Below are 25,777 nucleotides of genomic sequence, written 5' to 3'. Positions count from 1 at the left end.
GGGCCGGGGCGCGGGGTCGTTCTGCCGTTCAGGGGCGGGCGTTGGTGGCGCGCCGCCGCTTGGCTTCGGCCTGCTTGAGTTCGATATAGGCTTTGGCATGGGCGGCAAGAGGATCGTTTTCGGTCCATGTGTCGCGCCAGATCGCGCAGGCGAGCGACAGGCCCTCGTCGACGACGGCGGTCGAGAAGCTTTCGAAGACGATGTCGCGCTGGTAGTCGATGTCGAGAAGGGCGTCGAAGATCAGGTCGAAGTTGATGACGCCGTCGCCCAGATAGCCGCGGTTGCTTTCGCCGATATGGAAGTATCCCAGCTTGTCACCCGCAAGGCGGATGGCGGCGGCGGGGTTGGCCTCTTCGATGTTCATGTGGAAGGTATCGAGGTGCAGGCGCAGGTGGTCCGAGCCGGTTTCCTGAATGAATTTAAGGCCCTGCGCCGTTGTGTTGAGAAGGTTCGTCTCGAAGCGGTTGACGACTTCGAGCACGAGGTCGACGCCGCATTCGCGGGCGAAATCGGCGCTGCGGCCCAAGGTTGCGACGCTGTTGTCCCATCCCTTGCGGGTGGGTTGGCGGTTGTATTTGGTATGCGCCGAGTAAAGGATGCCGCCGAGCTTGTTGCCGCCGATGTCACGCACGGCGCGCAGCGCATCGGCGAGCATGGCCTCGCCCGCCTTGACGGTGGCGGCGTCCTCGCTCGAGACGTCCTTGTCGACGGGCAGACCCATCGTCACGCCGATTTCGACATCGAGCGATTTTGCCAGCGCCGCGAGTTTGTCGAGGTTGAACCGTTCAGGGCGCAGGTAGGCGAATTCGATGGTGCGGTAGCCATGTTCGGCGGATTTGCGCAGGGCCATTTCCAGCCCTTCCTGGGTCTGCCCGCCGGTCCATACGAATGAGTGGATACCGAGTCGCCGCATCGAAGCCTCCAATATGTTTGTAAAGGCAACGAATGACTTTGGCGCGGCAATGTCAATATCCCCGCAGGTTTTTGCCCGATTAAGTGCATTTTTCTGCATTGCAGCGCATTTCTTCCGCAGTGCAATAAAAGATGTATGTTGACAGAAAGGTGAATGCGCGTAATTTGCTGTCATAAACAACATATATGGCGCCATCCGGTGCCGATCCTGAACGCGGAGGGGACAATGAAGGCGCAGTTGCGGATCGTCCCCGATTACGAGGTCATCCTGTGTCCGCCGGAAGAGAGTTTCCGTTGGTTCATGCACGATTATCCCTTCCGTCTGGCGAAGTGGAATTACCATCCGGAATATGAATTGCACCTGACGCGGCAGTCGTCGGGGACGATGATGGTGGGCGATTATCTGGGCGACTTCGAGCCCGGATCGCTGATTCTGACCGGTCCGAACGTGCCGCATAACTGGGTGAGCAACATTCCCCCCGGCGAGGTGATCGAGAACCGCGACATGCTGGTGCAGTTCACGCCGGATTTTGCCGAAAAGGTCGCGGGCCTGTGCCCCGAGATGCGGGCGATCCGCGCGCTGTTCGACGATGCCGCGCACGGGGTGGAGTTCTTCGGCGAGACGGCCGAGACCGGGCGGCGCGTGCTGGCCGAGATCGGGCAGGCCAGGGGCGGCGAGCGGGTCTTGCTGTTCCTGCGGCTGATGGACGGTCTGGCGCGCAATGTGGAAGAGCGGCGGCGGCTGTCGCGGCTGGCTCCGGCACGGCAGGCGCAATTGCCCAGCGGCATCGACGCCGCGCTGCGGTTCATGAACGAAACCCATGCCGAGGACATCGATCTGGCCACGGTGGCGGAACGGGCGGGGCTGACGGCGCAGAGTTTCTCGCGCCAGTTCCGGCGGCAGACGGGCTATTCCTTTGCCAGCTATCTGGTGCTGACGCGGGTCTATGCGGCCTGCACGCTGCTGACGCAGACGCACCAGCCCGTGACCGAGATCTGCTACGAGGTCGGGTTCAACAACATTGCCAATTTCAACCGGCAATTCCTGAAGATCTGCGGGCGCACGCCTTCGGACTACAGAAGAATCGCGCACCGGATCGGATCGGATGCGGTGATCGCCATGCCTTATACGGCCCGTTCCGCCGCCAATTCGGGCGGAAAAGTATAGGCGCGGCGCATTACGCGCGTGGCGGGGGGCGTTGCCTCCGGCCTAAGCTGAGAACGTCGGCGGGAGAGGAGCCCGGCGGCCTTTGACAAAGAAACAGAGTTTCGACCCGGACGCGCGGTGAATGCCGCTTTCCGGGAGCGGGAAACCCTTGTCCGGATGGAAGCGCCGGCGGGGCAATACGAAAAACCAAGCAAGGAGGAGTTGCGAATGTTTCTTAAACCCAAGGCAGGACTGACCGCACTGGCAGTCGCGCTGATGACCTCGGCTTTGCCGGCCCATGCCGATTTCTGGTCGGACGCAGGGGCAAAATACAAGGGCGTCGTGCTGCACGGCGTGACCGAAAGCAGCCCGCCGTCGGCCTATATCAAGGACGTGCTGGCGCCCGAGTTCGAGGCCAAGACCGGCATCAAGGTCGACATCGAAACCACCTCGTGGGACCAGATGTACGACAAGGCGATCAAGGACATGGAAGCCGGCACCGGCATCTATGACATGGTCTATATCGAGCAGGACATCATCTACGCCTATTTGCAGCGCAACTTCCTTGTGAACGTCTCGAAGGCGCTGGCGGACAACCCTGCCCTGAAGGCTCCGACCTATGACGAGAGCCATTTCACCACCTTTGCCAACTACTTCAAGAATGGCGACGGCGACCTGTTCGGCGTGCCGATGGAAGCCTTTATCAAGGTCTATCTCTACCGCACCGACCTGTTCAACGATCCGGCCATCCAGGCTGCGTTCAAGGAAAAGACCGGCGCGGACCTGAAGCCTGCGACGACCCACGAAGAATATACCGCCATCGCCGACTTCTTCACCGAATACGGCAAGGCGAACGGCCTCGAGCTTTGGGGTTCGACCGCGCAGGCCCATACCGGCCACCCGGCATCGTGGTACGAGTTCTTCGAGTCGGTCGCCCCGACCTTTGGCGTCTACAACTGGGGTATCGACGCGAGCAACAACTACGCCGCATCGGTCGCCAATGGCGGCACGATGAACAGCGACAAGGCCAAAGAAGCGCTGAAGTGGTGGCTGCACCTGCGCGACATCGCGCCGCCGGAATCGCCGCAGTCGACCTGGACCGAAACCGCGACCACCTTTGCGGCCGGTCGTGCGGCGCAGGGCCTGATCTACGGCGAAAACGCCGCATGGATCGCGTCGGATGCGTCGAAGTCGAAAGTCGTGGGCAATGTCGGCACGGCGCTTCCGCCGCTGTCGGATGGCGTGATGGCCGATGCCGAATCCGGCAAGGGCTATATTGGCTACTATGACGGCGGTGCCTTCGGTCTGCCGGCCTCGTCGAAGAACCAGGAAGCGGCGCTCTTGTTCCTGCAATACATCGGCCAGGACGAAGTCCAGCCGGGTTGGGCCGCCGCCGCTCCGCGGATCACCAACACGGCCACCTATGACGCACCGGTCGTGAAAGAGATGAATGCCAAGCTCGGCGGCTATTACGACATGCTGCGCGATCAGGGCAAACTCTTTGCCGGTGCGCCTCCGTATCCGTTCCACGCGCAGGTGCGTGAAGCGACCGCGCCGATCTTCTACGACATCCTGACCGGCAAGATCGGGCCGGATGAAGGTCTCGACGCGATGGCCGCCAAGGCAGAGGAAGAACTGACCTCGCTCGGCTACCGCAAGTAAGGGTCTGCTCCCTGACCCGGTATGGGCCGCCCCTGCTTGGGCGGCCCGTATTTTCCGACGCCACGGGCGGCGGATTCGTGATTACACTTCCCCACCAGAGATAGAGGGTGAACCAATGCAGTCGAAAAAGCTGGGCTGGCTGTTGCTGTCGCCGACCCTGTTCATCCTGGGTCTCTTCGGAATCTTTCCGTTCATCTATGTCCTGTGGGTGTCGTTCCACGAGTGGAACCCCTTTGCCGCAAACCCTGAAAAGCTGTTCAACTGGGCTGCGAACTACCGCAAACTTGTGTTCGACGCGCAATTCCTTGCCTCGCTCGGGGTGACGCTGGCCTTTGTTTTCTTTGCCGTCGTGTCGGAAGTGGTGATCGGCTATATCCTTGCGCAGGCCTTCATGAAGGACTTTCCCGGCAAGGCCTTTTTCCGCACCATCCACACGCTGCCGCTGATCATGGCGCCGATCATCGTCGGGTCGATCTGGAAGCTGATGACGACGCCGTCGATCGGGATCATTCCGCATCTGCTGAAGAATTTCGGGATCGACCTGAATATCGGGCAAAGCGCGATTGCGGCCTTTTGCATCACGGTCATCATGGACATCTGGCACTGGACCCCGCTGGTCACGCTGTCGCTGATCGCGGCGCTTGTGTCGCTGCCTGCGGACCCGTTCGAGCAGGCGCAGATCGACGGGGCGAACAAGCGGCAGATCTTCTGGCATATCACGCTGCCGATGATCCGCCCCGCGCTGATCGCCACGGTGTTCATCCGCCTTATGGATGCGATGCGGACGGTGGACGAGGTGCTGATGCTGACAGGCGGCGGCCCCGGATCGGCCACGCGCTATGTCGGCGTGCATATCTACAAAGAGGTCTTTCCCAAGACGAATTACGGCTATGGCTCGGCCATTTCGGTGATCGTCCTGTATCTGACAATCGTGATCTGCTGGCTGCTTTACACCAGCCTGATCGCCCCGCGTAACAAGAGAGGATGACCGTTATGAAGCGGAGTAACCCTTGGCTGGCCGTCGCTCTTTGGACGCTTATCAGCTTCCTGACGCTGTTTCCGATCTACTGGCTGTTCGTCATTTCGGTGAAACCTGCGGTCGACCTGTTCTCGACCCCCGATGTGCTGCTGACCTCGATCGACTGGCAGAACTATATCAAGGTGATGAACGACAGCACGCTGCGCGGCTATATGATGAATTCGCTCATCATCTCGACCGGCAATGCGGTTCTGGTGACGACGCTGGGGTTTCTTGCCTGCTATGCGCTGACGCGGTTCGATCTGGCGGGCAAGGAGAGCGTGTTCTTCTGGACCATCACGAACCGGATGGCCCCGCCGGCCGTGTTCCTGCTGCCGCTGTATCTGCTGCTGACGCAGGTTTACGTGATCGGCGATTTCAAGCTGGCCGATACGCATTTGGGCATGATCCTTGTCTATTGCACCTTTAACCTGCCCTTTGCGATCTGGACGCTGCGGCCCACGCTCGACGGCATTCCGAAAGAGTTGGACGAGGCGGCCTTTGTCGATGGCGCAAGTGCATGGCAGGTGATTTCGGTGGTGATCTTTCCGCTGGCGCGGCCCGGTCTGGCGGTGACGCTGATCCTGACATGGGTCTTTGCCTGGAACGAGTATCTGCTGGCGGCGACGCTGACCAACTTCAACGCCCGCACGCTGACCACCGGCCTGTCGGAATATGTGACCACCACGGGCACGGAATGGGGGATCATGGCTGCGATTTCGGTCTTTACGCTGATCCCCGCGCTGATCGTCTTTGGCATGGTGCAAAAGCATATCGTGGCCGGCCTGACCTTTGGCGCCGTGAAAGGATGATGCGATGAGCGACGATAAAGAAGCGGCAAAACCCGGCTTTCTGCCCATCGAGACGAACTGGTTCGACCGTCTGTTCATCTCGGTCGTGATCTGGGTGGCGCTGTCCCTGTTCTGGCTGCGGTTCATCGAGCCGCTCGGGCTTTCGGTCTGGATCGCGGCTGCAATTTCGGTCGCCCTTGGCGCCCATATCATTCGGAAGGGGTGAGCGATGGAAGCTCTTGTTCTTGAGAAGAAAATGGATCTGTCGCTGCGCGATTTCCCGATCGAGCGCGACGAGGTGATGGGGCCGCATGACGTGCGGATCAAGCTGCACACGGTGGGCATCTGCGGGTCGGATGTGCATTACTACACCCACGGCAAGATCGGCCCGTTCGAGGTGAAGGCGCCGATGATCCTGGGGCACGAGGCTTCGGGGACGGTGGTGGACTGCGGGGCGGCGGTGACCACGCTGAAGGTCGGGGACCGCGTCTGCATGGAGCCGGGGATACCCGATCCGAACAGCCGCGCGACGCGGCTCGGCATGTATAACATCGACCCTGCGGTGCGGTTCTGGGCGACGCCGCCGGTGCATGGCATCCTGCGCCCGTCATGCGTGCATCCCGAGGCCTTCACCTTCAAGCTGCCCGACAATGTCTCGTTCGCGGAAGGCGCGATGGTCGAGCCGCTGGCCGTGGGCGTGCATGCCGCGACCAAGGCCCGCATCCGCCCCGGCGATATCGCGCTGGTGATGGGGGCGGGGCCGATCGGGCTGGTGACCGCGCTGTCGGCGCTGGCCGCGGGCTGCGCGCGGGTGTTCGTGACCGACATCGACGATGCGAAGCTGGAAATCGCCGCGGGCCTTGGTCCGATCACGCCGATCAACGTGCTGAAGGAAAACATGGTCGAGCGCATCCGGCAGGCGACCGACGGCTGGGGCGTCGAGGTGGTGTTCGAGGCCACGGGCAGCCCGCAGGCGGCGGCTACGGTGTTCGAGCCGCTGTGCCCCGGCGGCTGCGTGGTGATGATCGGCGGGCAGCCGAACCCGATTTCCTATGATGCGGGGGCCGCGATGGTGCGCGAGGCGCGGGTGGAGAACATTTTCCGCTATGCCCATGTCTTTCCGCGTTGCGTGGCGATGCTGTCTTCGGGGGCTATCGACGTGAAACCGCTGCTCACCCGCAAATTCGACTTCAAGGACAGTGTGCGCGCGTTCGAGATCGCCGCTTCCGCGCCCAAGGGCGATGTGAAGATGCAGATCGAATTGCCGCAATAGAAAGGGACGACCATGGGAAATGTTCAGATCAAGGGCGTGACGAAAAGCTACGGCGGCGTCCGCGTGATGCATGGCGTCGATGTGGAAATCGAGGATGGCGAGTTCGTGGTGCTGGTCGGGCCTTCGGGCTGCGGCAAGTCGACCTTGCTGCGGATGATCGCTGGGCTTGAAGAGATCAGCGGCGGGCAGATCAGCATCGGCGGGCGGGTGGTCAACGACATTCCGCCGAAAGAGCGCGATATCGCGATGGTGTTCCAGTCTTACGCGCTTTACCCGCACAAGACCGTGGCCGAGAATATGGGGTTTCCGCTGTTGATGGCCAAGCGGCCCAAGGCCGAGATCGCGGAAAAGGTGAACCGCGCGGCGGAAATCCTTGATCTGACGAAATATCTTGACCGATACCCCAAGCAGTTGTCGGGCGGGCAGCGCCAGCGCGTGGCGATGGGGCGCGCCATCGTGCGCGATCCGCAGGTGTTTCTTTTCGACGAACCGCTGTCGAACCTTGACGCCAAGTTGCGCGTGACCATGCGGGTCGAGATCAAGGAATTGCACCAGAGGCTGAAGACCACGACCGTCTATGTCACGCATGACCAGATCGAGGCGATGACGATGGCCAACAAGATCGTCGTGATGCGCGACGGGCGGGTCGAGCAGATCGGGCGGCCCCTCGACCTGTATGACCGGCCCGTGAACCTGTTCGTTGCCGGATTCATCGGCAGCCCTGCGATGAATTTCCTGCAAGGCAAGGTGGCGACGAGGGACGGCCGTCAGGTGGTGCTGACCGATCAGGGGATCGCCCTGCCGCTGGATGGCGTGCAGGTCGAGGACGGGCGCGCGGTGACCTATGGCATCCGGCCCGAGCATATCACCATCGGCGAGGGGGGCATTCCGGTCGATGTGTCGGTCTTTGAGCCGACGGGATCGGAGACGCTGATTTTCGGACGGGTCGGGGGCGTGCCCATCGATGCGCTGGTGCGCGAACGGATCGAGGAGGAACCCGGCAAGACGATGTCGTTCCGGCTTGATCCGCGCAAGGCGCATGTCTTCGATCAGGTCACGGGCCAGCGGTTGTAAGGAGCGGGACATGGATTTCACGGGAAAGCGGGTCATCGTCACCGGAGCGGGCAAGGGGATCGGGCGGGTGATTGCCGAAATCCTGACGGCGCGGGGGGCATCGGTCATCGCGCTGACGCGCAGTGCTGCGGATGTCGAGGCGCTGCGCAAGGATCTGGGCTGCGTGGCCATTCAGGTCGATCTGGCCGATGCCGAGGCCACGCGGGCGGCGGCGCGGGCGGCGATACCTGCCGACCTGCTGGTCAATTGTGCGGGCACGACCGAGTTGCAGCCCTTTCTGGATACCACGGTGGAAGCCTTTGACCATCTGATGGCGGTCAACACCCGTGCGCCGATGATCGTGGCGCAGGAATATGCGCGCGAGCGGATCGCGGCAGGCAAGGGCGGGGCCATCGTCAACGTCTCGTCCGTGGCCTCGTTCATCGGGATTCCGGACCATGCGGCCTATTGCGCATCGAAGGGCGGGTTGGACGGGTTGACGCGGGTGATGGCCAAGGAGTTGGCGCCCAAGGGCATTCGCGTCAATGCCGTGAACCCGACGGTGACGCTGACGCCGATGGCGGTCAAGGCGTGGAGCGACCCGCAGAAGGCGGCGGGAATGCTGAACCGGATTCCGGTCGGCCGTTTCGCGGAATCCTCGGATGTTGCCGAAGTCGTGCTGTTCCTGCTTTCGGACGAGGCGGCGATGGTCAACGGGCTTGCGATGCCGGTCGATGGCGGATTCATGATCGGATGAGGCCGGACGGGAACGGGGACGGGAACGGGAACGGGGACGGGGACGGGGTGCGGCTTTCGGGGATCGAGGGGTTTCTGTTCGACATGGACGGGACGATCCTGACCTCGATCCCGCCGGTGGTGCGGGCATGGACGGCATGGGCCGAACGGATCGGTGCGGATGCCGATGCGGTGATGGGCTTCATGCACGGGCGGCGGGCGGTGGATACGATCGAGCGCTTCTCGCCCGCGGGCACGGACATCGCCGCCGAGGTGCGCTGGCTTGATGCGCGGGAACATGCGGATCTGGACGGGGTGGCCGAGATTGCGGGCGCGGGCGATTTTCTGCGCGCCTTGCCGCCGGATCGCTGGGGGATCGTCACCTCGGCCAACCGGGCGCTGGCTTTGGCGCGGATCGGGGCGGCGGGATTGCCGCTGCCGCGCCTGCTGGTGTCATCGGACGATGTGACGGCGGGCAAGCCCGATCCGCAGGGCTACCGGATGGCGGCGGCGCGGCTGGGCGTCGATCCGGCGGCCTGCGTGGTGTTCGAGGATGTGACGGCGGGCATCATTGCGGGCGCTGCCGCCGGAGCGCGGGTCATCCGCATCGCGGGAGAGCATGGCGAGGACAGTGCCTTGGCCGTGGCGGCCATTGACGGATACGGGCAGGCGACGTTGCTGGCCGAGGGCGGGGCATGGGCCTTGCACCTGTCCGGCGCGGGGCGTGGCTAGGACAGCGACCAGTCCTGCAAGGAGCGTTCGGTAAAGGCCCAGTCGCGGAAGGCCCGCGCCCGTGCCTGCATCTGCGCCGGGCCGGGTGGCCCCCAGAGCAGGAAATAGCCGGTGTCTTCCAGCACCATCACGTCGGACAGGCGGACCAGACGCTGCGCCTCGATATCGGCGCGGACCATCGCGAGCGGGCAGAGGGCCACACCCTGACCCGAAAGGGCGGCGGCGCGGAGCAGGTTGAAATCCTCGAAGATCGGGCCGGTGGTCGGGGCGGGCTGCGCTGCCTTGGCGCGGTCGAACCACTCTTTCCAGCCGGTGTGATCGGTGTCGTGGAGCAGCCCCAGTTTGGCGATGGCCGAGGGCGTGTCATCTGCGGTTGCGATCTGTCGGGCCAGTGCAGGGCTGCAGACCGGAACGCAATGTCCCGGCAGGAAGGGTTCGATCCGCGCGCCGGGCAGCGATGCGCCGCCCTTGGAGAAGGCAAAGGCCATGTGGACATCGCGGAAGTCGATGTCGCGCCCGTGCAGGGCATAGACGATGCGGACGTCGATGTCCGGATGGGCGGCGCGGAAGCCTGCGAGGCGGGGAATGAGCCAGAGCAGGGCGATCGAGGGAATGGCCGCGACGACGAGCGGTTGGATCGTGTTCACCGCGCGGGCGCGCTGGCAGGCGGCCGAAATCTGGCTGAAGGACAGTGACAGGGTGCTGGCCAGTTCCTCGGCGAAGGGCAGGGGTTTGGGGCGGTTGCCGTCGCGGGTGAAGAGGGGGGTGCCGAACCACTCTTCGAGATGGCGGATCTGGTGGCTGACGGCGCTTTGGGTGACGTAAAGCTGGTCGGCGGCGGCTTTGAACGAGCCTGTCCTTACGACTGCCTCGAAGGCGCGCAGGGCGGTGAGGGGAAGAAAATCGGCCATCGGGTCCGCATGAGTTTTTCTCATACTCGGGCAAACGGGCCGTTCGGGCAAGAGGGGCGGAGGGGGAGGTCAGGCCCATCCCGCCAGATGCAGGGCAAGGCCGGCGGCGGCGGCCCCCGCAAGGACGGTTGCCGTGCCGAGTTTGAAGCGGAACACGGCTGTGAGCGCGAGGGCCGAAAGGGCTGCGGCGGGCCAGTTGGTCGAGGACAGGACCGGCAGTTCGAGGCTGAGCGGGCCTGCCGTGACGCGGGCGGTCGCGGTCCAGAGCACATGGATGGCGAACCAGAGGGCGAGGTTCAGGATCACGCCGACGACGGCGGCGGTGACAGCGGTCAGGGCGGCGGCGAGGGCGGTGTTGCGGCGCAACCCCTCCATGAAGGGCGCGCCGAGGAAGATCCACGCGAAGCAGGGGGCAAAGGTGACCCATGTGGCAAGCAGGCCGCCAAGGGTTCCGGCAAGCAGGGGGGACGACCAACCCGCATCGCGGAACGCGCCCATGAAGCCCACGAATTGCAGCACCATGATCAGCGGGCCGGGGGTGGTTTCGGCCATGCCGAGGCCGTCGATCATCTCGCCCGGTTGCAGCCAGCCATAGGTGCCGACGGCTTCCTGCGCGACCCATGCCAGCACGGCATAGGCCCCGCCGAAGGTGAGGACGGCGAGTTTCGAGAAATAGGTGGCGATGTCGGCAAAGACGCTGCCGGGGGCAAGCAGGACAAGGCAGGCGACAGGAAGCAGCCAGAGCAGGAGGGCCACGACCCCCGCACGAAGGGCGTTGCGCTGCGCGGTCGGGGGAAGGGCGAGGTCTTCGCCCAGCAGGGTTACGGCATCGGGCACATGCGGGCCTGACCCCGCCCCGTGACCGCCCGCGCCGCGAAAGCCTGCCACGCCCGCCGCCGATCCGGCCCAGCCGACCAGTGCGGCGGCGGCCACGATGAGAGGGAAGGGCAGCGAGAAGGCGAAGAGCGCGAGGAAGGATGCGGCGGCGACCACGCGCAGGGCGCCGGTCCTGAGCGCCCGTTTGCCGACGCGGACTACGGCTTGAAGCACGATGGCCAGCACCGCGGCCTTGAGGCCGAAGAACAGGGCCGCGACGATGCCGACCCCGCCCCAGATGGCATAGACCCAGCTCAGCCCCATGATGGCGAGGATGCCGGGCAGGATGAACAGACCGCCCGCGACCAGCGCCCCGCGCACGCCGTGCATGAGCCAGCCGATATAGGTGGCGAGTTGCTGGGCCTCGGGGCCGGGAAGAAGCATGCAGAAGTTGAGGGCGTGCAGGAAACGGCCATCGCCGAGCCAGCGCTTTTCCTCGACAAGGATGCGGTGCATGACGGCGATCTGTCCGGCCGGACCGCCGAAGGACAGGGCGGCGATGCGCGCCCAGACCTTTGTCGCCTCGGTCAGGGTGGGGTGCGGGGGATGGTCGGTCATGGCACCCTGTCGCGGAAGGTCATTTCCGAGGGGCATATTGCGCCCGCTGCGACGGTTTCAAGACGGATCGGGCATAAGAACGGGCGGCAAGGGATATTCGGGGGATTTTCCCTGTTTCGGGCCGTCTGGCGAAACCGTTTTTCTGCGGTCAGCCCATCCGTCCCATGCGACCGCCGCGCCGCTTGGCAAGGCGGGGGGCGCGGGCGGGGAGTTCTGCCATGATGGTGCTGCGTTCGGCAGGCGAGAGGCGCGACCACTGCGAGATTTCGTCGATGGTGCGGAAACAGCCGACGCAGATGCGTTCGGCGGGATGGATGGTGCAGAGCTTGATGCAGGGCGACTGGACCTCGTCGCGCTGCCAGACATCATCCTTCACGGGGTTGCTCCATACGCGACATGTGACCGAGGCGATCCAATGCTCCTTGCAGGATATAGCCTGCGGCGACCTGATCGATCACCTCTTTCCGACGCTTTCGCGACGTATCCGCCTCGAGCAGTGCCCTTTCTGCCGCAACGGTCGAGAGGCGTTCGTCCCAATAGGTGATGGGAAGGTCGGTCAGACGCGAGAGGTTGCGGGCAAAGGCGCGGGTGGCTTGCACGCGCGGGCCTTCGGAACCGTCCATGTTGAGCGGCAGGCCGAGGATCAGCCCATGCACGCCCCGCTTGGCGCAAAGCTCGAGCAGGGCTGCGGCATCGAGGGTGAATTTGACGCGGCGGATCACCTCGATCGGGGTGGCGACCGAACGGCGCAGGTCCGAGAGGGCGACGCCGATGGTCTTGTCGCCGAAGTCCAGCCCCGCGATGGCGCGGTTGGGCGGAAGGGTGGCCGCGAAATCGGCAAGCGTTTCGTGGATCATGGGGTGAGGCCCGCGTTCAGGGCGGCTTCCTTGAGGAAGCCTTGCTCGGAGGGGCGGCCCTCGAATTTCGCAAGCGCCTCGGTGTAGATTTTCTGCGCCTCGTCCTTGCGGTCAAGCACGCCGAGCGAGGTGATGAGCTTGGCCCAATCCTCGACCGGTCCGCCCTCGGTCGCGAGACTGTCGCCGAGTTGGGCGACCATGCCTTCGATCATGGCCTGACGGTCGCCTGCGGACATGTCCTGCGCCGCGGCCACGGCTCCGGCGTCGGGGCCTTTGGCATCGGGGAGGGTAAAGTTGATGCCGGCGCGGAAGGCCACGTCCTCGATCTGGGCGCGGACGGGTTCCATCCAGGGCGCATCGGCGGGGCCGTCGAGCAGCGGTTGCCACAGTTCGAAGGTGCGGTCGAAGCGGCCCACCTGTGCGGCCATGACGCCGTAGTAATAGCGGGCGGTCGGGTTCGATGCGTCGAGGGTGAGGGCGGCGGTGAGTTCGGCCTCGGCCTCGGGCGAGACAAGGCCGCCGGTGGCCATGACCATCACCTCGGCCAAGGCGGCGTGGTCCTCGGCGGTGGCGGATTTGCCCTTGAGGGCGATCAGTTTCTCCATCGCCGCGCGTGAGGCCGCGAGATTGCCCAAGCGGGCTTCGTTTGCGGCCAGAAGTTCAAGTCCGCGCTGGTCGTCCGGGCGGGTTTTCATGGCGGCGCGGAGTTCGTCCATCAGCTTGGCGAAGGCCGGATCGACGGGAGGAGCCTCGGGTTTGGGGGCATCGGCCTCCATCTGCGCTTGCGAGGGGCGCTTGGCGCGCATCTCGTCGGACATGGCGAGGCGTTCGGCAAGCGGCAGGTCGGGGTAGCCCGGTGCGCCAAGGCGGTCGTAGACGAGGGCCGAAGCGCCAAGCACGGGAAGGGCCAGAAGAAGCGCGAGGCGGGTCGCGCTGCGTGACGGTGGCGCGGCTTCGGCGCTGGCCTTGCGGTCGGCATCGAGCAGGCGGCGCGAGATTTCGGTGCGCAGGCGGGCGGCTTCCTCGGCGGGAAGGGTGCCGCGGGCGAGGTCGCGGTCCACCTCGGCCAGCTGGTCGCGGTAGACCTGAAGGTCATAGGAGGCGGCGGGGGCGATTGCGGGGCCAGCGCGCAGCAGGGCGCGGTAGATCGTGGCGGCCACGGCGAGAACCATCGCGGCGGCGGCAAGCCAGAATTGCCAGTTATCCATGCGTGACCTGCAAAAGAGCGCCCCTTGTGCCGCGCTGTGCCTGCGGCTTCGGCCTTGCATGTAATGCGGATCGGCGCGGGGAAAAAGCCAAAGAAACGGGAAAGTGAGGGTTTGGGCGGTTGCGCTGCGCTTTGTCGCGGCATGTGTCGCAAAATTCCCGATTGTGCCGCTTGCAGGGATGGTCCATGCGGGGCGATCAGGCCAGAAGAACGGCCAGAGTTATATGCACTTGTCCGGCGCCACGGGAGTCACACCATGAAACGCTATTCCGTCTTTGCCATCGCCCGCGAAGCGATGCGCCATCATACCGGCTGGGAGCGGGCCTGGCGCAGCCCCGAGCCGAAAAAGCAATACGATGTCGTGATCGTCGGGGCAGGCGGCCACGGGCTGGCGACGGCCTATTACCTTGGCAAGAACTTCGGCATCACCAATGTCGCGGTGATCGAAAAGGGCTGGCTTGGTGGTGGCAACACGGGGCGCAACACCACGATCATCCGGTCGAACTATCTTCAGGACCCGTCGGCGGCGATCTATGAAAAGGCGCGCAGCCTGTACGAGACGCTGAGCCAGGACCTGAACTACAACGTCATGTTCAGCCCGCGCGGCCTGCTGATGCTGGCCCAGACGCACCACGAGGTGCGCGGCTACCTGCGGACCGTTCACGCCAATGCGTTGCAGGGTGTCGCGACCGAATGGATCGAACCTGCCCGTGTCAAGGAGCTGGTGCCGATCATCAACATCGACGGGCCGCGCTATCCGGTGCTGGGGGCGCTGTATCAGGCGCGCGGCGGCACTGCCCGGCATGACGCGGTGGCCTGGGGCTATGCGCGGGCCTGTTCGGCGATGGGGATGGACATCATCCAGCAATGCGAGGTGAAGGGCGTGCGGTCGGAAGGCGGTGCCGTAACCGGTGTGGACACGACCAAGGGCTTCATCGGCACGAAGAAGCTGGGGATCGTGGTCGCTGGCCATTCGGGGCAGGTCGCGGATATGGCGGGCTTCCGTCTGCCGGTGGAAGCGGTGGCGCTTCAGGCGCTGGTGTCCGAGCCGATCAAGCCCTGCATGGATGTGGTCGTGATGGCCAATACGGTGCATGGCTATATGAGCCAGTCGGACAAGGGCGAAATGGTGATCGGCGGCGGCACCGACGGGTTCAACAACTTTACCCAGCGCGGCAGTTTCCATCATATCGAGGAGACGCTGCGGGCGCTGATCGAGACCTTCCCGATGATCAGCCGGCTGAAGATGCTGCGCCAGTGGGGCGGCATCGTCGACATGACGGGCGACCGTTCGCCCATCATCTCGAAAACCCCGCTGGGCAACTGCTTCATCAACTGCGGCTGGGGCACGGGCGGCTTCAAGGCCATTCCGGGTTCGGGCTGGGCGATGGCCGAGCTGATGGCCAAGGGCGAGCCGGGGGCCTTGGCCAAGGACTTCAGCATGTGGCGCTTCAAGGAGGGCCAGTTCATCGACGAGTCGGTGGCGGCAGGGGTGGCGCATTGATGTCGCCGCACGGAATGGAGACGCAAATTCCTTTGAAGGAATTTGCAAAGGTTTTCGAAAACTTTTGCGGCTGTGCCGCTGAAATGGAGCGCCAAGATGCTCGTTCTTGAATGTCCCTATTGCGGCGTGAAGGCCGAAGAAACCGAACTCTCGCCCGGATACGAGGCGCATCTGAAGCGCTTCGGACCGGGATCGTCCGACGAGGAGTTCGAAAGCTACATGTTCGCCCGGAAGAACCCCAAGGGGGTGCATTTCGAGCGCTGGCGTCATGTCTATGGTTGCGGGAAATGGTTCCTTGCCGCGCGCTGCACGGCAACGCTCGAGGTGTTCGGAACATATCCCGCGCAATCCTCGGAACCGCCTGCCGATCTGGTGGCGAAGATCAAGGCCAAGCGGCCGGACTGGAAGGGTTACAAATGAGCACCCGTCTTGCAAAGGGCGGCCGGTTGATCGACCGGACCGCGACACAGGAATTCTCTTTCAACGGCAAGCGGTTGAAGGGTTTCAAGGGCGATACGCTGGCGGCTGCCCTGCTTGCCAACGACCAGATGCTGGTGGGGCGTTCGTTCAAGTATCACCGCCCGCGCGGCATCGTGGCCGCAGGGCCGGAAGAGCCGAACGCGCTGGTCAACCTTGGCCGTGGCGGGCGGTTCGAGCCGAACCAGCGTGTCACGACGACCGAGCTTTTCGAAGGGCTCGAGGCCAAGAGCCAGAACCATTGGCCCAGCCTCGAATTCGATGTGGGCGTGGTGAACAACTATGTCGCGCGGTTCCTGCCGGCGGGGTTCTACTACAAGACCTTCATCCATCCGCGCCCCTTCTGGAAGCATGTCTTCGAGCCGATCATCCGCCAGTCGGCGGGTCTGGGCGCGGCACCCAAGGACCGTGACGCGGACCGTTACGAGCAGGCCTATGCCTTTTGCGACCTGCTGGTCGTGGGCGGCGGCATTGCCGGTTTGCAGGCGGCGCTGGTGGCGGGCCGTGCCGGTGCGCGGGTCATCCTGCTGGAGCAGACCGCGCATTTCGGGGGCCGTGCGGTTGTCGACGGCGAGGTGATCGACGGCAAGCCTGCCGATGCTTTCGTCACGGCGGCGCTGGCCGAGCTGGGCGGCATGGCAAATGTCACCGTCAAGGCGCGGACAATGGGCGCGGGCGTCTATGACCACGGCTATGTGCTGGCCGACGAGAAGGTCGCAGACCACACGCCGGGCGACGGGCGGCCCAAGCACCGCCTGTGGCGCATCCGTGCGGGCAAGATCCTGACGGCAACGGGGGCCATCGAGCGGCCGCTGTCCTTTGCCGGAAACGATATTCCGGGCGTGATGCTGGCGGCTTCGGTGCGTGACTATGTGGTGAATTTTGCCGTCTCGCCGGCGGATCGCACGGTCGTTGTCACCAACAACGACGATGCTTACCGGACGGCGATTGCGCTGAAAGAGGCGGGGCTGGCGGTTCCGGCCATCATCGACGCGCGGAGCAATGTGACGGGCGAGTTGCCGGCCAGGGCGCGCAGCTTGGGCATCCGCATCGAAGCGGGGCGCGGGGTTGCCAAGGTTCTGGGCGGCAAGCGTGTCACCGGCGTGTCGATCTGCCTGCAGGCGGGCGAGGGTGCGGTGATCGACGAGATCGCCTGCGATGCTGTGGCCATGTCGGGCGGCTGGTCGCCCGTGGTCCATCTGTGGAGCCATTGCGGCGGCAAGCTGAACTGGGACACGACCAACGCCCATTTCCGCCCCGATGCGGCGCGGCCCCCGCTGAACCATGACGGCGGCGCGATGGTCTATGCCGCGGGCATCGCAAACGGAGCCATGACCACGGCTGCGGTGCTTGCCGATGCCGATGCGCAGGCGCAGGCGGCGGTCACGGCGCTGGGGATGGCGCCGAAACCTGCCGAGCTGCCCTACGCCGCGCCCGTGGTCGAGGGCGCGATGGAAGCGGTCTGGATCATGCCGCAGGGTGCCACCGCACCGCTGAAATCGAAGATGTGGCTCGACTACCAGAACGACGTGAAGGTGTCGGACGTGCAGCTTGCCGCGCGCGAGGGCTACGAGTCGGTCGAACACACCAAGCGCTACACCACGCTGGGCATGGCGACGGATCAGGGAAAACTGTCCAACATCAACGGGCTGGCGGTTCTTGCCGGGGCGCTGAACGAGGATATCCCGCAGGTGGGAACCACCACCTTCCGCCCGCCCTATACGCCCGTGACGCTTGGCGCGCTGGCGGGCGAGGCGCGGGGCGAGATCTTCCAGCCTCTGCGCCGCACGCCGATGCACGCCTGGCACGAGAAGAACGGGGCCTATATGGAACCCGTGGGTCTGTGGCGCCGTCCCTATACCTTCCCGCGCACGGGCGAGACGCATGAGCAGGCCGTGCATCGCGAGGTGCTGAACACCCGCGAGAAACTGGGGCTGCTGGATGCCTCGACCCTTGGCAAGATCATCGTCAAGGGGCCGGATGCGGGGCGTTTCCTCGACATGCTCTACACGGGTGTGATGAGCACGCTGCCGATCGGCAAATGCCGCTACGGTCTGATGTGCAACGAGCAGGGCTTCCTGTCGGATGACGGCGTGGTCGCGCGGATCGACGAGGAGACGTGGCTGTGCCACACCACCTCGGGCGGGGCGGATCGCATCCATGCCTGGATGGAAGACTGGTTGCAGTGCGAATGGTGGGACTGGAAGGTCTATACCGCCAACGTGACCGAGCAATACGCGCAGGTCGCGGTCGTCGGCCCCAATGCGCGCAAGCTGTTGGAAAAGCTGGGCGGAATGGATGTGTCGAAAGAGGCGCTTCCCTTCATGCAATGGGCGGATGGCACGCTGGGGGGCTTTCCTGTCCGGGTTTACCGCATCTCGTTCTCGGGCGAGCTGTCCTACGAGATCGCGGTTCCGGCAAGCCACGGCGCTGCGTTCTGGGAGGCCTGCCACAAGGCGGGAGCGGAATTCGGCGCGATGCCCTATGGCACGGAAGCGTTGCACATCATGCGGGCCGAGAAGGGCTTCATCATGATCGGCGACGAAACCGACGGCACGGTCATTCCGCAGGACCTGAACCTCGACTGGGCGATTTCCAAGAAGAAGGACGACTTCCTTGGCAAGCGCGGCCAGCAACGCAACCACCTTGCCAGCCCCGACCGCTGGAAGCTGGTGGGTTTCGAGGCGCTGGACGGATCGGTCATTCCGGACGGGGCCTATGTGGTGGATAGCGGCGTGAACGGGAACGGGCAGCGCAACGTGCAGGGGCGCATCACCTCGACCTACTTCTCGCCCACGCTGAAGAAGGGCATCGCCATGGGCCTGCTGAAGCACGGACCCAAGCGGATGGGCGAGGTGGTCGAGTTCGGCACCTTCAAGAACGGCGTTCAGGGTACGCTGAAGGCGCGGGTCGTGGATCCGGTCTTCTTTGACAAGGACGGGGAGAAGCAGAATGTCTGATCCGGTAAGCGCGCTGGGTGGCGCAACCTTCGACGGCTTCGCGAGAGTGCGCGAGATCGGCCCGATCGGGATGGTCACGCTGCGGGCCAAGGACGTGGCGGGACTGGCCGAAGCGGTCAAGGCCGTGACCGGCACGGCACTTCCGGCCCCGCGCAAGATCGAAGTGGCGGGCGAGCGGGCCTGCGGCTGGATGAGCCCTGACGAATATCTGCTTGTCCTGCCCTATGCCGAAGCGGGGGCTGCCATCGCCTCGCTGTCCAAAGCATTGGCCGGGCAGCATTTCCTTGCCGCCGACGTGTCGGACGCCCGCGCGGTGTTCCGTGTCGAGGGGGAGAAGGCGGCGCAGGTTCTGGCGAAGCTTTCGCCTGTGGATTTTGCCGCGCTGCAACCGGGCGAATTGCGCCGGACGCGGGCGGCACAGGTGGCGGCGGCCTTCTGGGCCGATGGCGACGGTTTCACCGTGGTCTGCTTCCGCTCGGTCGGGAAATACGTCTTCGACCTGCTTGCAAGCTCGGCCATGGCGGGGTCGGAACTGGCCTGAGCCTGCGATTTTTCTGCGAAAAATCCGGCCCGTCGCGGTGAAGCCCGCGGCGGGCCTTTTCCTGTTCACACCCGCATAAATATCCTCGGGGGGCGGCGCGGCACGCGCCGTGGGGGGCAGACGGCCCCCCGCGACAGGGTTCGGGCCGGGTGCGACCTGTGAAGGCTGCGGGATTTTTCGCAGAAAAATCGGCTTCGTGCCAATCCTTGCGCGCGGTCCGGTTGACCGCGCGCCGCGGTTTCGGGCAGTCTTTGAAGGGCTTAATTATTTTTAACAGGATTGGTCTGATGCGTTTCGGATTTCTGGCGGCGCTGCTGTCACTCTCGCTTTTCCCGGCGCAGGTCGCCTCGGCCGCGGTCTATGACTGCGCGCTCGAGCAACTGGGTGCGAATATGGGATGGGTGCCGCCCAATGTGGTCGTGGCGCATGACGAGGCGGCGGGAAGCGCCAAGGTCAATGACGGCATCATCCTTGCCGTGGTCGGCCAGCCCATCGATGCCAAGGTCGAGACCGACAATGCCAAGCGCACCACGCTGTCATGGAATGTCCTGACCAAGGACGACAGCCAGCAAGGGGTGCGGATGATGTACCGCCTGACCATCGTGAAGGCCGATCTTTCCGCGCGGATCAAGGTTTTGCCCGGCGGCTACGGCAACAACTTCGATGCGGGCGGTGCCTGCAAGCGCGTCGCGGACTGAGGCGGGCGCGGGCGTGCCGCGCCGTTGCGGGTGGCCCGATACCGGACCGATACTGGTCCTGCGTGGAACGCGAGGGGCCGCTTGGGGTTGACCTTGGCGCGGGTTGCACCCTTATTGCATTCAATCGAACGCACAGCCGAACAGGAGACTTCCAATGGCCTTCACCCTTCCCGATCTGCCCTATTCCCATGACGCTCTGGCACCGCTCGGCATGTCGCGCGAGACGCTGGAATATCACCACGACCTGCACCACAAGGCCTATGTCGACAACGGCAACAAGCTGATCGCGGGCACCGAGTGGGAAGCGAAGTCGCTCGAGGATATCGTGCGCGGCACCTATCAGGCCGGGGCCGTGGCACAGAACGGCATTTTCAACAATGCCAGCCAGCACTGGAACCACAACCTGTTCTGGGAAGTGATGGGTCCGGGCGAGGCCAAGGCGATTCCGGGCGCGCTGGAAAAGGCGCTGGTCGAGGCCTTCGGGTCGGTCGCGAAGTTCAAGGAAGATTTCGCCGCTGCCGGTGCGGGCCAGTTCGGTTCGGGCTGGGCCTGGCTGGTCAAGGACAAGGACGGGTCGCTGAAAGTGACCAAGACCGAGAACGGGGTCAACCCGCTCTGCTTCGGCCAGACCGCGCTTTTGGGCTGCGATGTCTGGGAGCATTCCTACTACATCGACTTCCGCAACAAGCGTCCCGCCTATCTGACCAACTTCCTCGAGAAACTGGTCAACTGGGAAGCGGTTGCAGCCAAGCTCTGACCGGCCAATCGGTCGACACGGAACATGGCCCGTCGCAGGACACTGCGGCGGGCTTTTTCCTGCGCGCGCGGGAGAGGTTGCAGCCGCCGGGAGGGCTGTCTGCCCTCCCGGACCCACCCGAGGATATTTGGGGCAAGAGGAAGCGGGGCGGGCGGGAGTGGCGCGGGCGGGAGCGGGGCGGGAATGGCCTTGTGTTTGTCGTGCCTTGGCTTGCGGCGGCCTGCGAGGGGTGCGAGGAGGAGCGCGCAGCGGGAGGGCAGTCGGTGGGCGAGGCGGGCAAGGGAATCGTGGCGATCATGGCGGCCTGCCTGATCTGGGGGCTGGCGCCGATCTATTACCGGCTTGTCGATGTGCCGCCGATGGAGATGCTGGCGCATCGCACGCTGTGGACGCTGCTGTTCTTCGGTTTGCTGCTGGCGGTGCAGGGGCGGTTCCGGGCGGTGCCTGCGTTGATTGCCGGACCGCATCGGCTGCGGGTCTGGCTGGCGGCGGCGATCGTGTCGTTCAACTGGGGATTCTTCATCTGGGCGGTGAAGGGGGGCTATGCGCTGGAAGCGAGCCTTGGCTATTACATCTTTCCGCTGGTCGCCGTGGTTCTGGGCGTGGTTGTCCTGCGCGAGCGGTTGAGCATTGGGCAGGGGCTTGCGGTGGCCCTTGCGGCGGCGGCGGTGGGGGTTTTGACCTACGGGCTGGGGGTCGCGCCCTGGGTGGCGCTTGGACTGGCCTTTTCCTTTGCGCCCTACATGCTGTTGAAAAAGCGCCTCGACGCGCCTGCGGTCGTTTCGGTCACGGCCGAGGTCGCCTTGATGGCGCCCTTTGCCATCGGCCTTTTGGCGATGCAATGGGCCGGAGTGGTGCAGGGCGGGGCCTTTGGACGCGATGCGGGCATCAGCCTTCTGCTGCCCGTCACGGGGTTGATCACGGGCGGGCCGCTGATCCTGTTCTCGTGGGGGGCAAAGCGGGTGCGGCTGTCGACGCTGGGCCTTGTGCAATATCTGAACCCGACCTTGCAGATGCTTTCGGCGGTGGTCGTGTTCGCGGAGCCGTTCACCTTTTGGCACCGGATCGCCTTTGGCATGATCTGGGCAGGTCTGGCGGCCTATAGTTTCGAAAGCTGGCGTCAGGACAGGGCGGCGCGGAGTGCGGCGGTGAGCGACGGCGCATCGGGCACGGTGGTGTAGAAGTCGCGCATCGTCGCTTCGGCAAAGCCCTGCGCGATGATGTGGTCGATCAGCGCGGTGAGCGGGCGCCAGTAGCCGTTGGTGTCGAGCAGGAAGATAGGCTTCCTGTGCAGGCCGATCTGGCGCCATGTCAGCACCTCGAAGAACTCGTCGAGCGATCCCGCGCCGCCGGGCAGGACGACGATGGCGTCGGAGTTCATGAACATGACCTTCTTGCGTTCGTGCATGTCCTCGGTGATGACGAATTGCGCAAGGTCGCGCTTGCCCTTTTCGCGGCCGAGCAGGTGGGTGGGAATCACGCCCATCGTCTTTGCCCCCGCGGCGAGGGCGGCGCGGGCGGTTTCGCCCATCAGGCCCACGTCGCCCGCCCCGTAGACCAGCCGCCAGCCGTTTTCCGCGATGGCCGTGCCGAGGGCGCGGGCTTCGGCGGCATAGGCGGGGTCTTGACCGGAACGTGAGCCGCAGAAGACACAGACGGAGCGGAGCGTGGACATGGGCGCGGGTTTCCTTGGCGGGAATTGTCTTTGATCGTGGTATCGGGATTTGACTACAAAGGAAAGAAGGGCTCCGTTCAGGGGGCTTGAGGTCGGGGGAAGGTTCTATGGCGGCTTGGTCTGAGATGTCGGTCGGGGCACGTGTCGGTGCGGTTGCAGGGGTGGCGGCTGTTGTCGCGGCGATCCTGTGGGGGGCGTGGTCGGTGCGACCCGCGCCGCAGGAGGCGGCGGTGACGGAAGCCGCGCCGGAGGCGACGCCAGCGCCCGAGGCAACGCAAGCGCCCGAGCCGACGCCCGAGGCCGTGGCCACGCCCGAACCCGCGCCGAGTGTCGAGCCTGCCGCGACGCCGGAGCCTGCCGCGACGCCAGAGCCGGAGGCAACGCCGGAGCCCGAGGCGACACCCGGGGCAAGCACGGATGATGCGGCAGCGGAGGGGGGCGCAACCGATGTTGCAGCCGCGCCTGTGCCGCCTGTCTTTGAGCTGGTCAGGGTCGAGCGTGACGGAAGCGCGCTGGTGGCGGGAAGCGCCGCTTCGGGAGCCGAGGTGTCGTTGCGGATCGATGGTGCCGAGATCATCGCCGTTCCCGCCGACGGGGCGGGCAAGTTCGTCGCAATGTTCAACCTTGCCCCCAGCACCGCGCCACGCATGCTGGGGATGGTGATGCGTCTGGCCGACGGGACCGAGGTGGCCTCGGCCCAGACGGTCGCCATCGCGCCGACGCTGGCGCCCGCGCCGCAGGTGGCCGAGGCCGCGACAGGCGATGCGGCTTCGGGTGAGGCGGCTTCGGGCGAGGCCGCTCCGGCCACGGCTTCGGCAGAACCGGTCGCACCTGCCGCGCTGCTGGTGACGGAAGAGGGGGCCAAGGTGCTGCAATCGCCCGAGTCGCTGCCTGATATGGCGTCGAACGTGACCGTGGACAGCATCAGCTACACGGCGGATGGCGACGTTCGGCTTGCCGGTCGCGGTCTGGGAGGATCGGTGGTGCGGGTCTATCTGGACAACCGGCAGGTCGGTGACGGGTTGATCGATGCAGCGGGAAGCTGGGGGTTGACGCTGATCGGCATCGAGCCGGGGATCTACACCCTGCGGGTCGACCAGTTGGACGGATCGGGCACCGTGACGAGCCGCTTCGAGACCCCGTTCAAGCGCGAGACGGTCGAGGCATTGGCTGCGGCGGCAGAGGCGGCCACGGCAGCGGCGGAGCCTGCGGCGGATGGTGCCGCAACCGATGGCACGGGGGCCAATGGCACCGGGACTGATGGCACCGCGGCAGATGCCACCGGGGGCGAAGCAGAGGGCGCCGGGGCGTCTGCGGCGGCGACTGCCGAGGGGCCGGTTTCGGTGACGGTTCAGCCCGGGTTTACCCTGTGGCGCATCGCACGCGAGACGATGGGCGAAGGAGTGATGTATGTTCAGGTCTTCGAGGCGAACAAGGCCCAGATCCGCGACCCGAACCTGATCTATCCGGGGCAGGTCTTTACCATTCCGAAACCCTAGGCCCGCGCGCAGCGTGCAAAAGGGCAGTCCGTCTTGTGACTTTGACGCACTGGTCAAAACAGGGGCAAAGGCTTAGGTAGGGCGCCCAAGAGGAGCCCCGCCTATGCGCCGCATGACGATCACCACCGACGAAAAGCCCGCGAATGGATTGCAGACGATCCGCCGCGTGTTGCCCTATCTTTGGCCCAAGGGCGAGGGGTGGGTGAAACGGCGGGTCGTGATCTCGCTGGTCATGCTGGTGCTGGCCAAGATCGTCTCGGTCTCGACCCCGTTCCTTTACAAGGAGGCGGTCGATGCGCTGGCGGGCGACAAGCCGACGGGGGCGGCGCTGATCGGGCTGACGGCGGTGGGCTTGACCATTGCCTACGGGCTGGCGCGGTTGGGCAATACGGCGTTTCAGGAATTGCGCGATGCGATCTTTGTGCGCGTCGGGCAGCGGGCGCTGCGCAAACTGGCGCTGGAGACCTTTGAGCATATCCACGCGCTGTCCTTGCGCTATCACATCACGCGCAAGACGGGGGGCTTGAGCCGGATCATCGAACGCGGGGTGAAGGGCGTCGATTTCCTGCTGCGCTTCATGATCTTCTCGATCGGGCCGCTGATCCTTGAACTGGGCATGGTGGCGGCGATTTTCGCGGTCGTCTTCGGGTGGCAGTATTCGGCCGTTGTGATCGTGGTGATCACGATCTATGTGCTGTTCACCTTTCGCGTCACCGAATGGCGGGTGAAGATCCGCCGCGAGATGAACGAGCAGGACACCGACGCGAACCAGAAGGCCATCGACAGCCTGCTGAACTATGAGACGGTCAAGTATTTCAGCGCCGAGGCGCGAGAAGCCGCGCGCTATGATTACGCGATGGAACGCTACGAGACGGCGGCGGTCAAGACCGGGCAGTCGCTGTCTTTCCTGAACGCGGGGCAGGCCTTTCTGATCACCACGGGGTTGGTGATCGTGATGGTGATGGCGGCGCAGGGCGTGCAGGCGGGCAAGCTGACCGTGGGCGATTTCGTCATGGTCAACGCCTATATGATCCAGATCACCATGCCCTTGAACTTTCTTGGCACCGTGTACCGCGAGATCCGGCAGGCGCTGGTGGATATGGGCGAGATGTTCGGGCTTTTGTCGCAGCCCGCCGAGGTGGTGGACGCGCCCGATGCCAAGCCCCTTGTCGTGACGGGCGGGGCGGTGGATTTCGAGGCGGTGGAATTTGCCTACGAGGCGACGCGGCCGATCCTGAAGGGCATCACGCTGAATGTGGGGGCGGGGCAGCGCGTGGCGCTGGTCGGGCCTTCGGGGTCGGGAAAGTCGACCATCGGGCGGCTTTTGTTCCGCTTTTACGACATCGACGGCGGGGCCGTGAAGATCGACGGGCAGGATATCCGGTCGGTGACGCAGACGAGCCTGCATTCGCAGATCGGGGTGGTGCCGCAGGATACCGTGCTGTTCAACGACACGGTGCGCTACAACATCGCCTACGGACGCGACGGGGCCTCGCAGGCCGAGATCGAGGCTGCGGCGCGGGCGGCGAAGATACACGATTTCATCGTGTCGCTGCCCGAGGGCTACGAGACCAAGGTGGGCGAGCGCGGCTTGAAGCTGTCGGGCGGTGAGAAGCAGCGTGTCGGCATCGCGCGGACCTTGCTGAAGAACCCGCCCATCCTAATTCTGGACGAGGCCACCAGTGCCCTAGATACCCAGACCGAGCGCGACATTCAGGACAGTCTGCGCGAGATGGGGCAGGGGCGGACGGTGATTACCATCGCGCACCGGCTTTCGACCATCGCGGATGCCGATATGATCGTGGTGCTGGAGGCAGGGATCATCGTCGAGCGCGGGACGCATGACGAATTGCTGGCCAATGGCGGGCGCTATGCCGCGATGTGGGCGCGGCAATCGGCGGAAGAGGAAGAAGAGACGCTGGCGGCCGAGTGAG

The 25,777-nt window shown here is 64.8% G+C and carries 25 protein-coding genes; 18 read left to right on the top strand and 7 right to left on the bottom strand.

Features of this window, described 5'->3' with window-relative positions:
- Positions 1-28: 28 nt before the first annotated feature.
- Positions 29-913 (bottom strand): sugar phosphate isomerase/epimerase family protein, encoded by an 885-nt coding sequence (locus H7F16_RS10460; RefSeq protein ID WP_185797491.1) that lies wholly within the window; start codon positions 911-913, stop codon positions 29-31.
- Between the two features lie 225 nt (positions 914-1,138).
- On the opposite strand from H7F16_RS10460, the gene H7F16_RS10455 reads away from it, so the two are divergent.
- From H7F16_RS10455 to H7F16_RS10415, 9 genes are all read left to right on the top strand, one after another.
- The gene (locus H7F16_RS10455) at positions 1,139-2,080 is read left to right on the top strand and encodes an AraC family transcriptional regulator (protein ID WP_185797490.1); all 942 of its coding nucleotides are present in this window, start codon (positions 1,139-1,141) and stop codon (positions 2,078-2,080) included.
- 207 nt (positions 2,081-2,287) lie between these two features.
- Positions 2,288-3,721: an ABC transporter substrate-binding protein gene (locus H7F16_RS10450; RefSeq protein WP_185797489.1), complete on the top strand. Its 1,434-nt coding sequence runs from the start codon at positions 2,288-2,290 to the stop codon at positions 3,719-3,721.
- Positions 3,722-3,836: 115 nt separating this feature from the next.
- Entirely contained in the window at positions 3,837-4,709 is an 873-nt protein-coding gene (locus tag H7F16_RS10445) for a carbohydrate ABC transporter permease (RefSeq protein ID WP_185797488.1), read from the top strand.
- Positions 4,706-5,551, top strand: coding sequence for a carbohydrate ABC transporter permease (locus H7F16_RS10440; RefSeq protein WP_241741354.1), 846 nt, complete (start codon positions 4,706-4,708; stop codon positions 5,549-5,551). The genes H7F16_RS10445 and H7F16_RS10440 overlap by 4 nt, the downstream gene beginning before the upstream one ends.
- A 4-nt stretch (positions 5,552-5,555) precedes the next feature.
- Entirely contained in the window at positions 5,556-5,756 is a 201-nt protein-coding gene (locus H7F16_RS10435) for a DUF2160 family membrane protein (RefSeq protein ID WP_185797487.1), read from the top strand.
- Positions 5,757-5,759: 3 nt separating this feature from the next.
- Positions 5,760-6,803 carry an NAD(P)-dependent alcohol dehydrogenase gene (locus H7F16_RS10430; RefSeq protein WP_185797486.1) on the top strand — a complete coding sequence of 348 codons (1,044 nt, stop codon included), beginning with the start codon at positions 5,760-5,762 and terminating at the stop codon, positions 6,801-6,803.
- A gap of 12 nt (positions 6,804-6,815) precedes the next feature.
- Positions 6,816-7,877, top strand: coding sequence for an ABC transporter ATP-binding protein (locus tag H7F16_RS10425; RefSeq protein ID WP_185797485.1), 1,062 nt, complete (start codon positions 6,816-6,818; stop codon positions 7,875-7,877).
- A 10-nt stretch (positions 7,878-7,887) separates the two neighbouring features.
- Positions 7,888-8,613, top strand: a complete 726-nt coding sequence (locus H7F16_RS10420) for an SDR family oxidoreductase (protein WP_185797484.1) — start codon at positions 7,888-7,890, stop codon at positions 8,611-8,613.
- On the top strand, positions 8,610-9,323 hold the full coding sequence (locus tag H7F16_RS10415; protein WP_185797483.1) for an HAD-IA family hydrolase: 714 nt from the start codon (positions 8,610-8,612) through the stop codon (positions 9,321-9,323). Before H7F16_RS10420 ends, H7F16_RS10415 begins: the two co-directional genes overlap by 4 nt.
- Here H7F16_RS10415 and H7F16_RS10410 read toward each other — a convergent pair.
- The 5 genes from H7F16_RS10410 to ccmI all read right to left on the bottom strand — a co-directional run bounded on the left by H7F16_RS10410 (position 9,320) and on the right by ccmI (position 13,733).
- Positions 9,320-10,234, bottom strand: coding sequence for a LysR substrate-binding domain-containing protein (locus H7F16_RS10410; RefSeq protein WP_185797482.1), 915 nt, complete (start codon positions 10,232-10,234; stop codon positions 9,320-9,322). The genes H7F16_RS10415 and H7F16_RS10410 overlap by 4 nt on opposite strands.
- Positions 10,235-10,303: 69 nt before the next feature.
- The gene (chrA, locus tag H7F16_RS10405; protein WP_185797481.1) at positions 10,304-11,668 is read right to left on the bottom strand and encodes a chromate efflux transporter; all 1,365 of its coding nucleotides are present in this window, start codon (positions 11,666-11,668) and stop codon (positions 10,304-10,306) included.
- A gap of 148 nt (positions 11,669-11,816) precedes the next feature.
- Complete coding sequence (locus H7F16_RS10400) at positions 11,817-12,044, bottom strand: DUF1289 domain-containing protein (RefSeq protein WP_185797480.1); 228 nt, start codon at positions 12,042-12,044, stop codon at positions 11,817-11,819.
- Positions 12,034-12,525, bottom strand: coding sequence for a Holliday junction resolvase RuvX (gene ruvX / locus H7F16_RS10395; protein WP_185797479.1), 492 nt, complete (start codon positions 12,523-12,525; stop codon positions 12,034-12,036). The genes H7F16_RS10400 and ruvX overlap by 11 nt, the downstream gene beginning before the upstream one ends.
- Positions 12,522-13,733 carry a c-type cytochrome biogenesis protein CcmI gene (gene ccmI, locus H7F16_RS10390; RefSeq protein ID WP_185797478.1) on the bottom strand — a complete coding sequence of 404 codons (1,212 nt, stop codon included), beginning with the start codon at positions 13,731-13,733 and terminating at the stop codon, positions 12,522-12,524. Before ccmI ends, ruvX begins: the two co-directional genes overlap by 4 nt.
- Before the next feature lie 255 nt (positions 13,734-13,988).
- On the opposite strand from ccmI, the gene H7F16_RS10385 reads away from it, so the two are divergent.
- From H7F16_RS10385 to rarD, 7 genes are all read left to right on the top strand, one after another.
- Complete coding sequence (locus H7F16_RS10385; RefSeq protein ID WP_185797477.1) at positions 13,989-15,236, top strand: sarcosine oxidase subunit beta family protein; 1,248 nt, start codon at positions 13,989-13,991, stop codon at positions 15,234-15,236.
- 96 nt (positions 15,237-15,332) lie between these two features.
- Positions 15,333-15,656, top strand: a complete 324-nt coding sequence (locus H7F16_RS10380; RefSeq protein ID WP_185797476.1) for a sarcosine oxidase subunit delta — start codon at positions 15,333-15,335, stop codon at positions 15,654-15,656.
- A complete protein-coding gene (locus H7F16_RS10375; RefSeq protein ID WP_185797475.1) occupies positions 15,653-18,673 on the top strand; it encodes a sarcosine oxidase subunit alpha family protein in 3,021 nt (1,006 codons plus the stop codon). The genes H7F16_RS10380 and H7F16_RS10375 overlap by 4 nt, the downstream gene beginning before the upstream one ends.
- The gene (locus tag H7F16_RS10370; protein ID WP_185797474.1) at positions 18,666-19,214 is read left to right on the top strand and encodes a sarcosine oxidase subunit gamma; all 549 of its coding nucleotides are present in this window, start codon (positions 18,666-18,668) and stop codon (positions 19,212-19,214) included. Before H7F16_RS10375 ends, H7F16_RS10370 begins: the two co-directional genes overlap by 8 nt.
- 287 nt (positions 19,215-19,501) lie before the next feature.
- Complete coding sequence (locus H7F16_RS10365; RefSeq protein ID WP_185797473.1) at positions 19,502-19,912, top strand: hypothetical protein; 411 nt, start codon at positions 19,502-19,504, stop codon at positions 19,910-19,912.
- Between the two features lie 154 nt (positions 19,913-20,066).
- Entirely contained in the window at positions 20,067-20,669 is a 603-nt protein-coding gene (locus H7F16_RS10360) for a superoxide dismutase (RefSeq protein ID WP_185797472.1), read from the top strand.
- 191 nt (positions 20,670-20,860) lie between these two features.
- On the top strand, positions 20,861-21,850 hold the full coding sequence (rarD, locus tag H7F16_RS10355; RefSeq protein WP_338401992.1) for an EamA family transporter RarD: 990 nt from the start codon (positions 20,861-20,863) through the stop codon (positions 21,848-21,850).
- Here rarD and H7F16_RS10350 read toward each other — a convergent pair.
- Positions 21,790-22,344, bottom strand: coding sequence for an LOG family protein (locus H7F16_RS10350; RefSeq protein ID WP_185797471.1), 555 nt, complete (start codon positions 22,342-22,344; stop codon positions 21,790-21,792). The genes rarD and H7F16_RS10350 overlap by 61 nt on opposite strands.
- A 107-nt stretch (positions 22,345-22,451) precedes the next feature.
- Between H7F16_RS10350 and H7F16_RS19635 the strand changes: the two genes are divergently transcribed.
- Both H7F16_RS19635 and H7F16_RS10340 read left to right on the top strand, forming a co-directional pair.
- On the top strand, positions 22,452-23,843 hold the full coding sequence (locus tag H7F16_RS19635) for a LysM peptidoglycan-binding domain-containing protein (RefSeq protein ID WP_241741353.1): 1,392 nt from the start codon (positions 22,452-22,454) through the stop codon (positions 23,841-23,843).
- Between the two features lie 103 nt (positions 23,844-23,946).
- Positions 23,947-25,776, top strand: a complete 1,830-nt coding sequence (locus H7F16_RS10340) for an ABCB family ABC transporter ATP-binding protein/permease (protein WP_185797470.1) — start codon at positions 23,947-23,949, stop codon at positions 25,774-25,776.
- The last annotated feature ends 1 nt before the right edge of the window (position 25,777 follow it).

Origin of the sequence: Paragemmobacter straminiformis (assembly GCF_014243445.1) — a bacterium.
Taxonomy (GTDB): Bacteria; Pseudomonadota; Alphaproteobacteria; order Rhodobacterales; family Rhodobacteraceae; genus Paragemmobacter; species Paragemmobacter straminiformis.
This window is presented reverse-complemented; position numbering and strand designations above follow the sequence as displayed.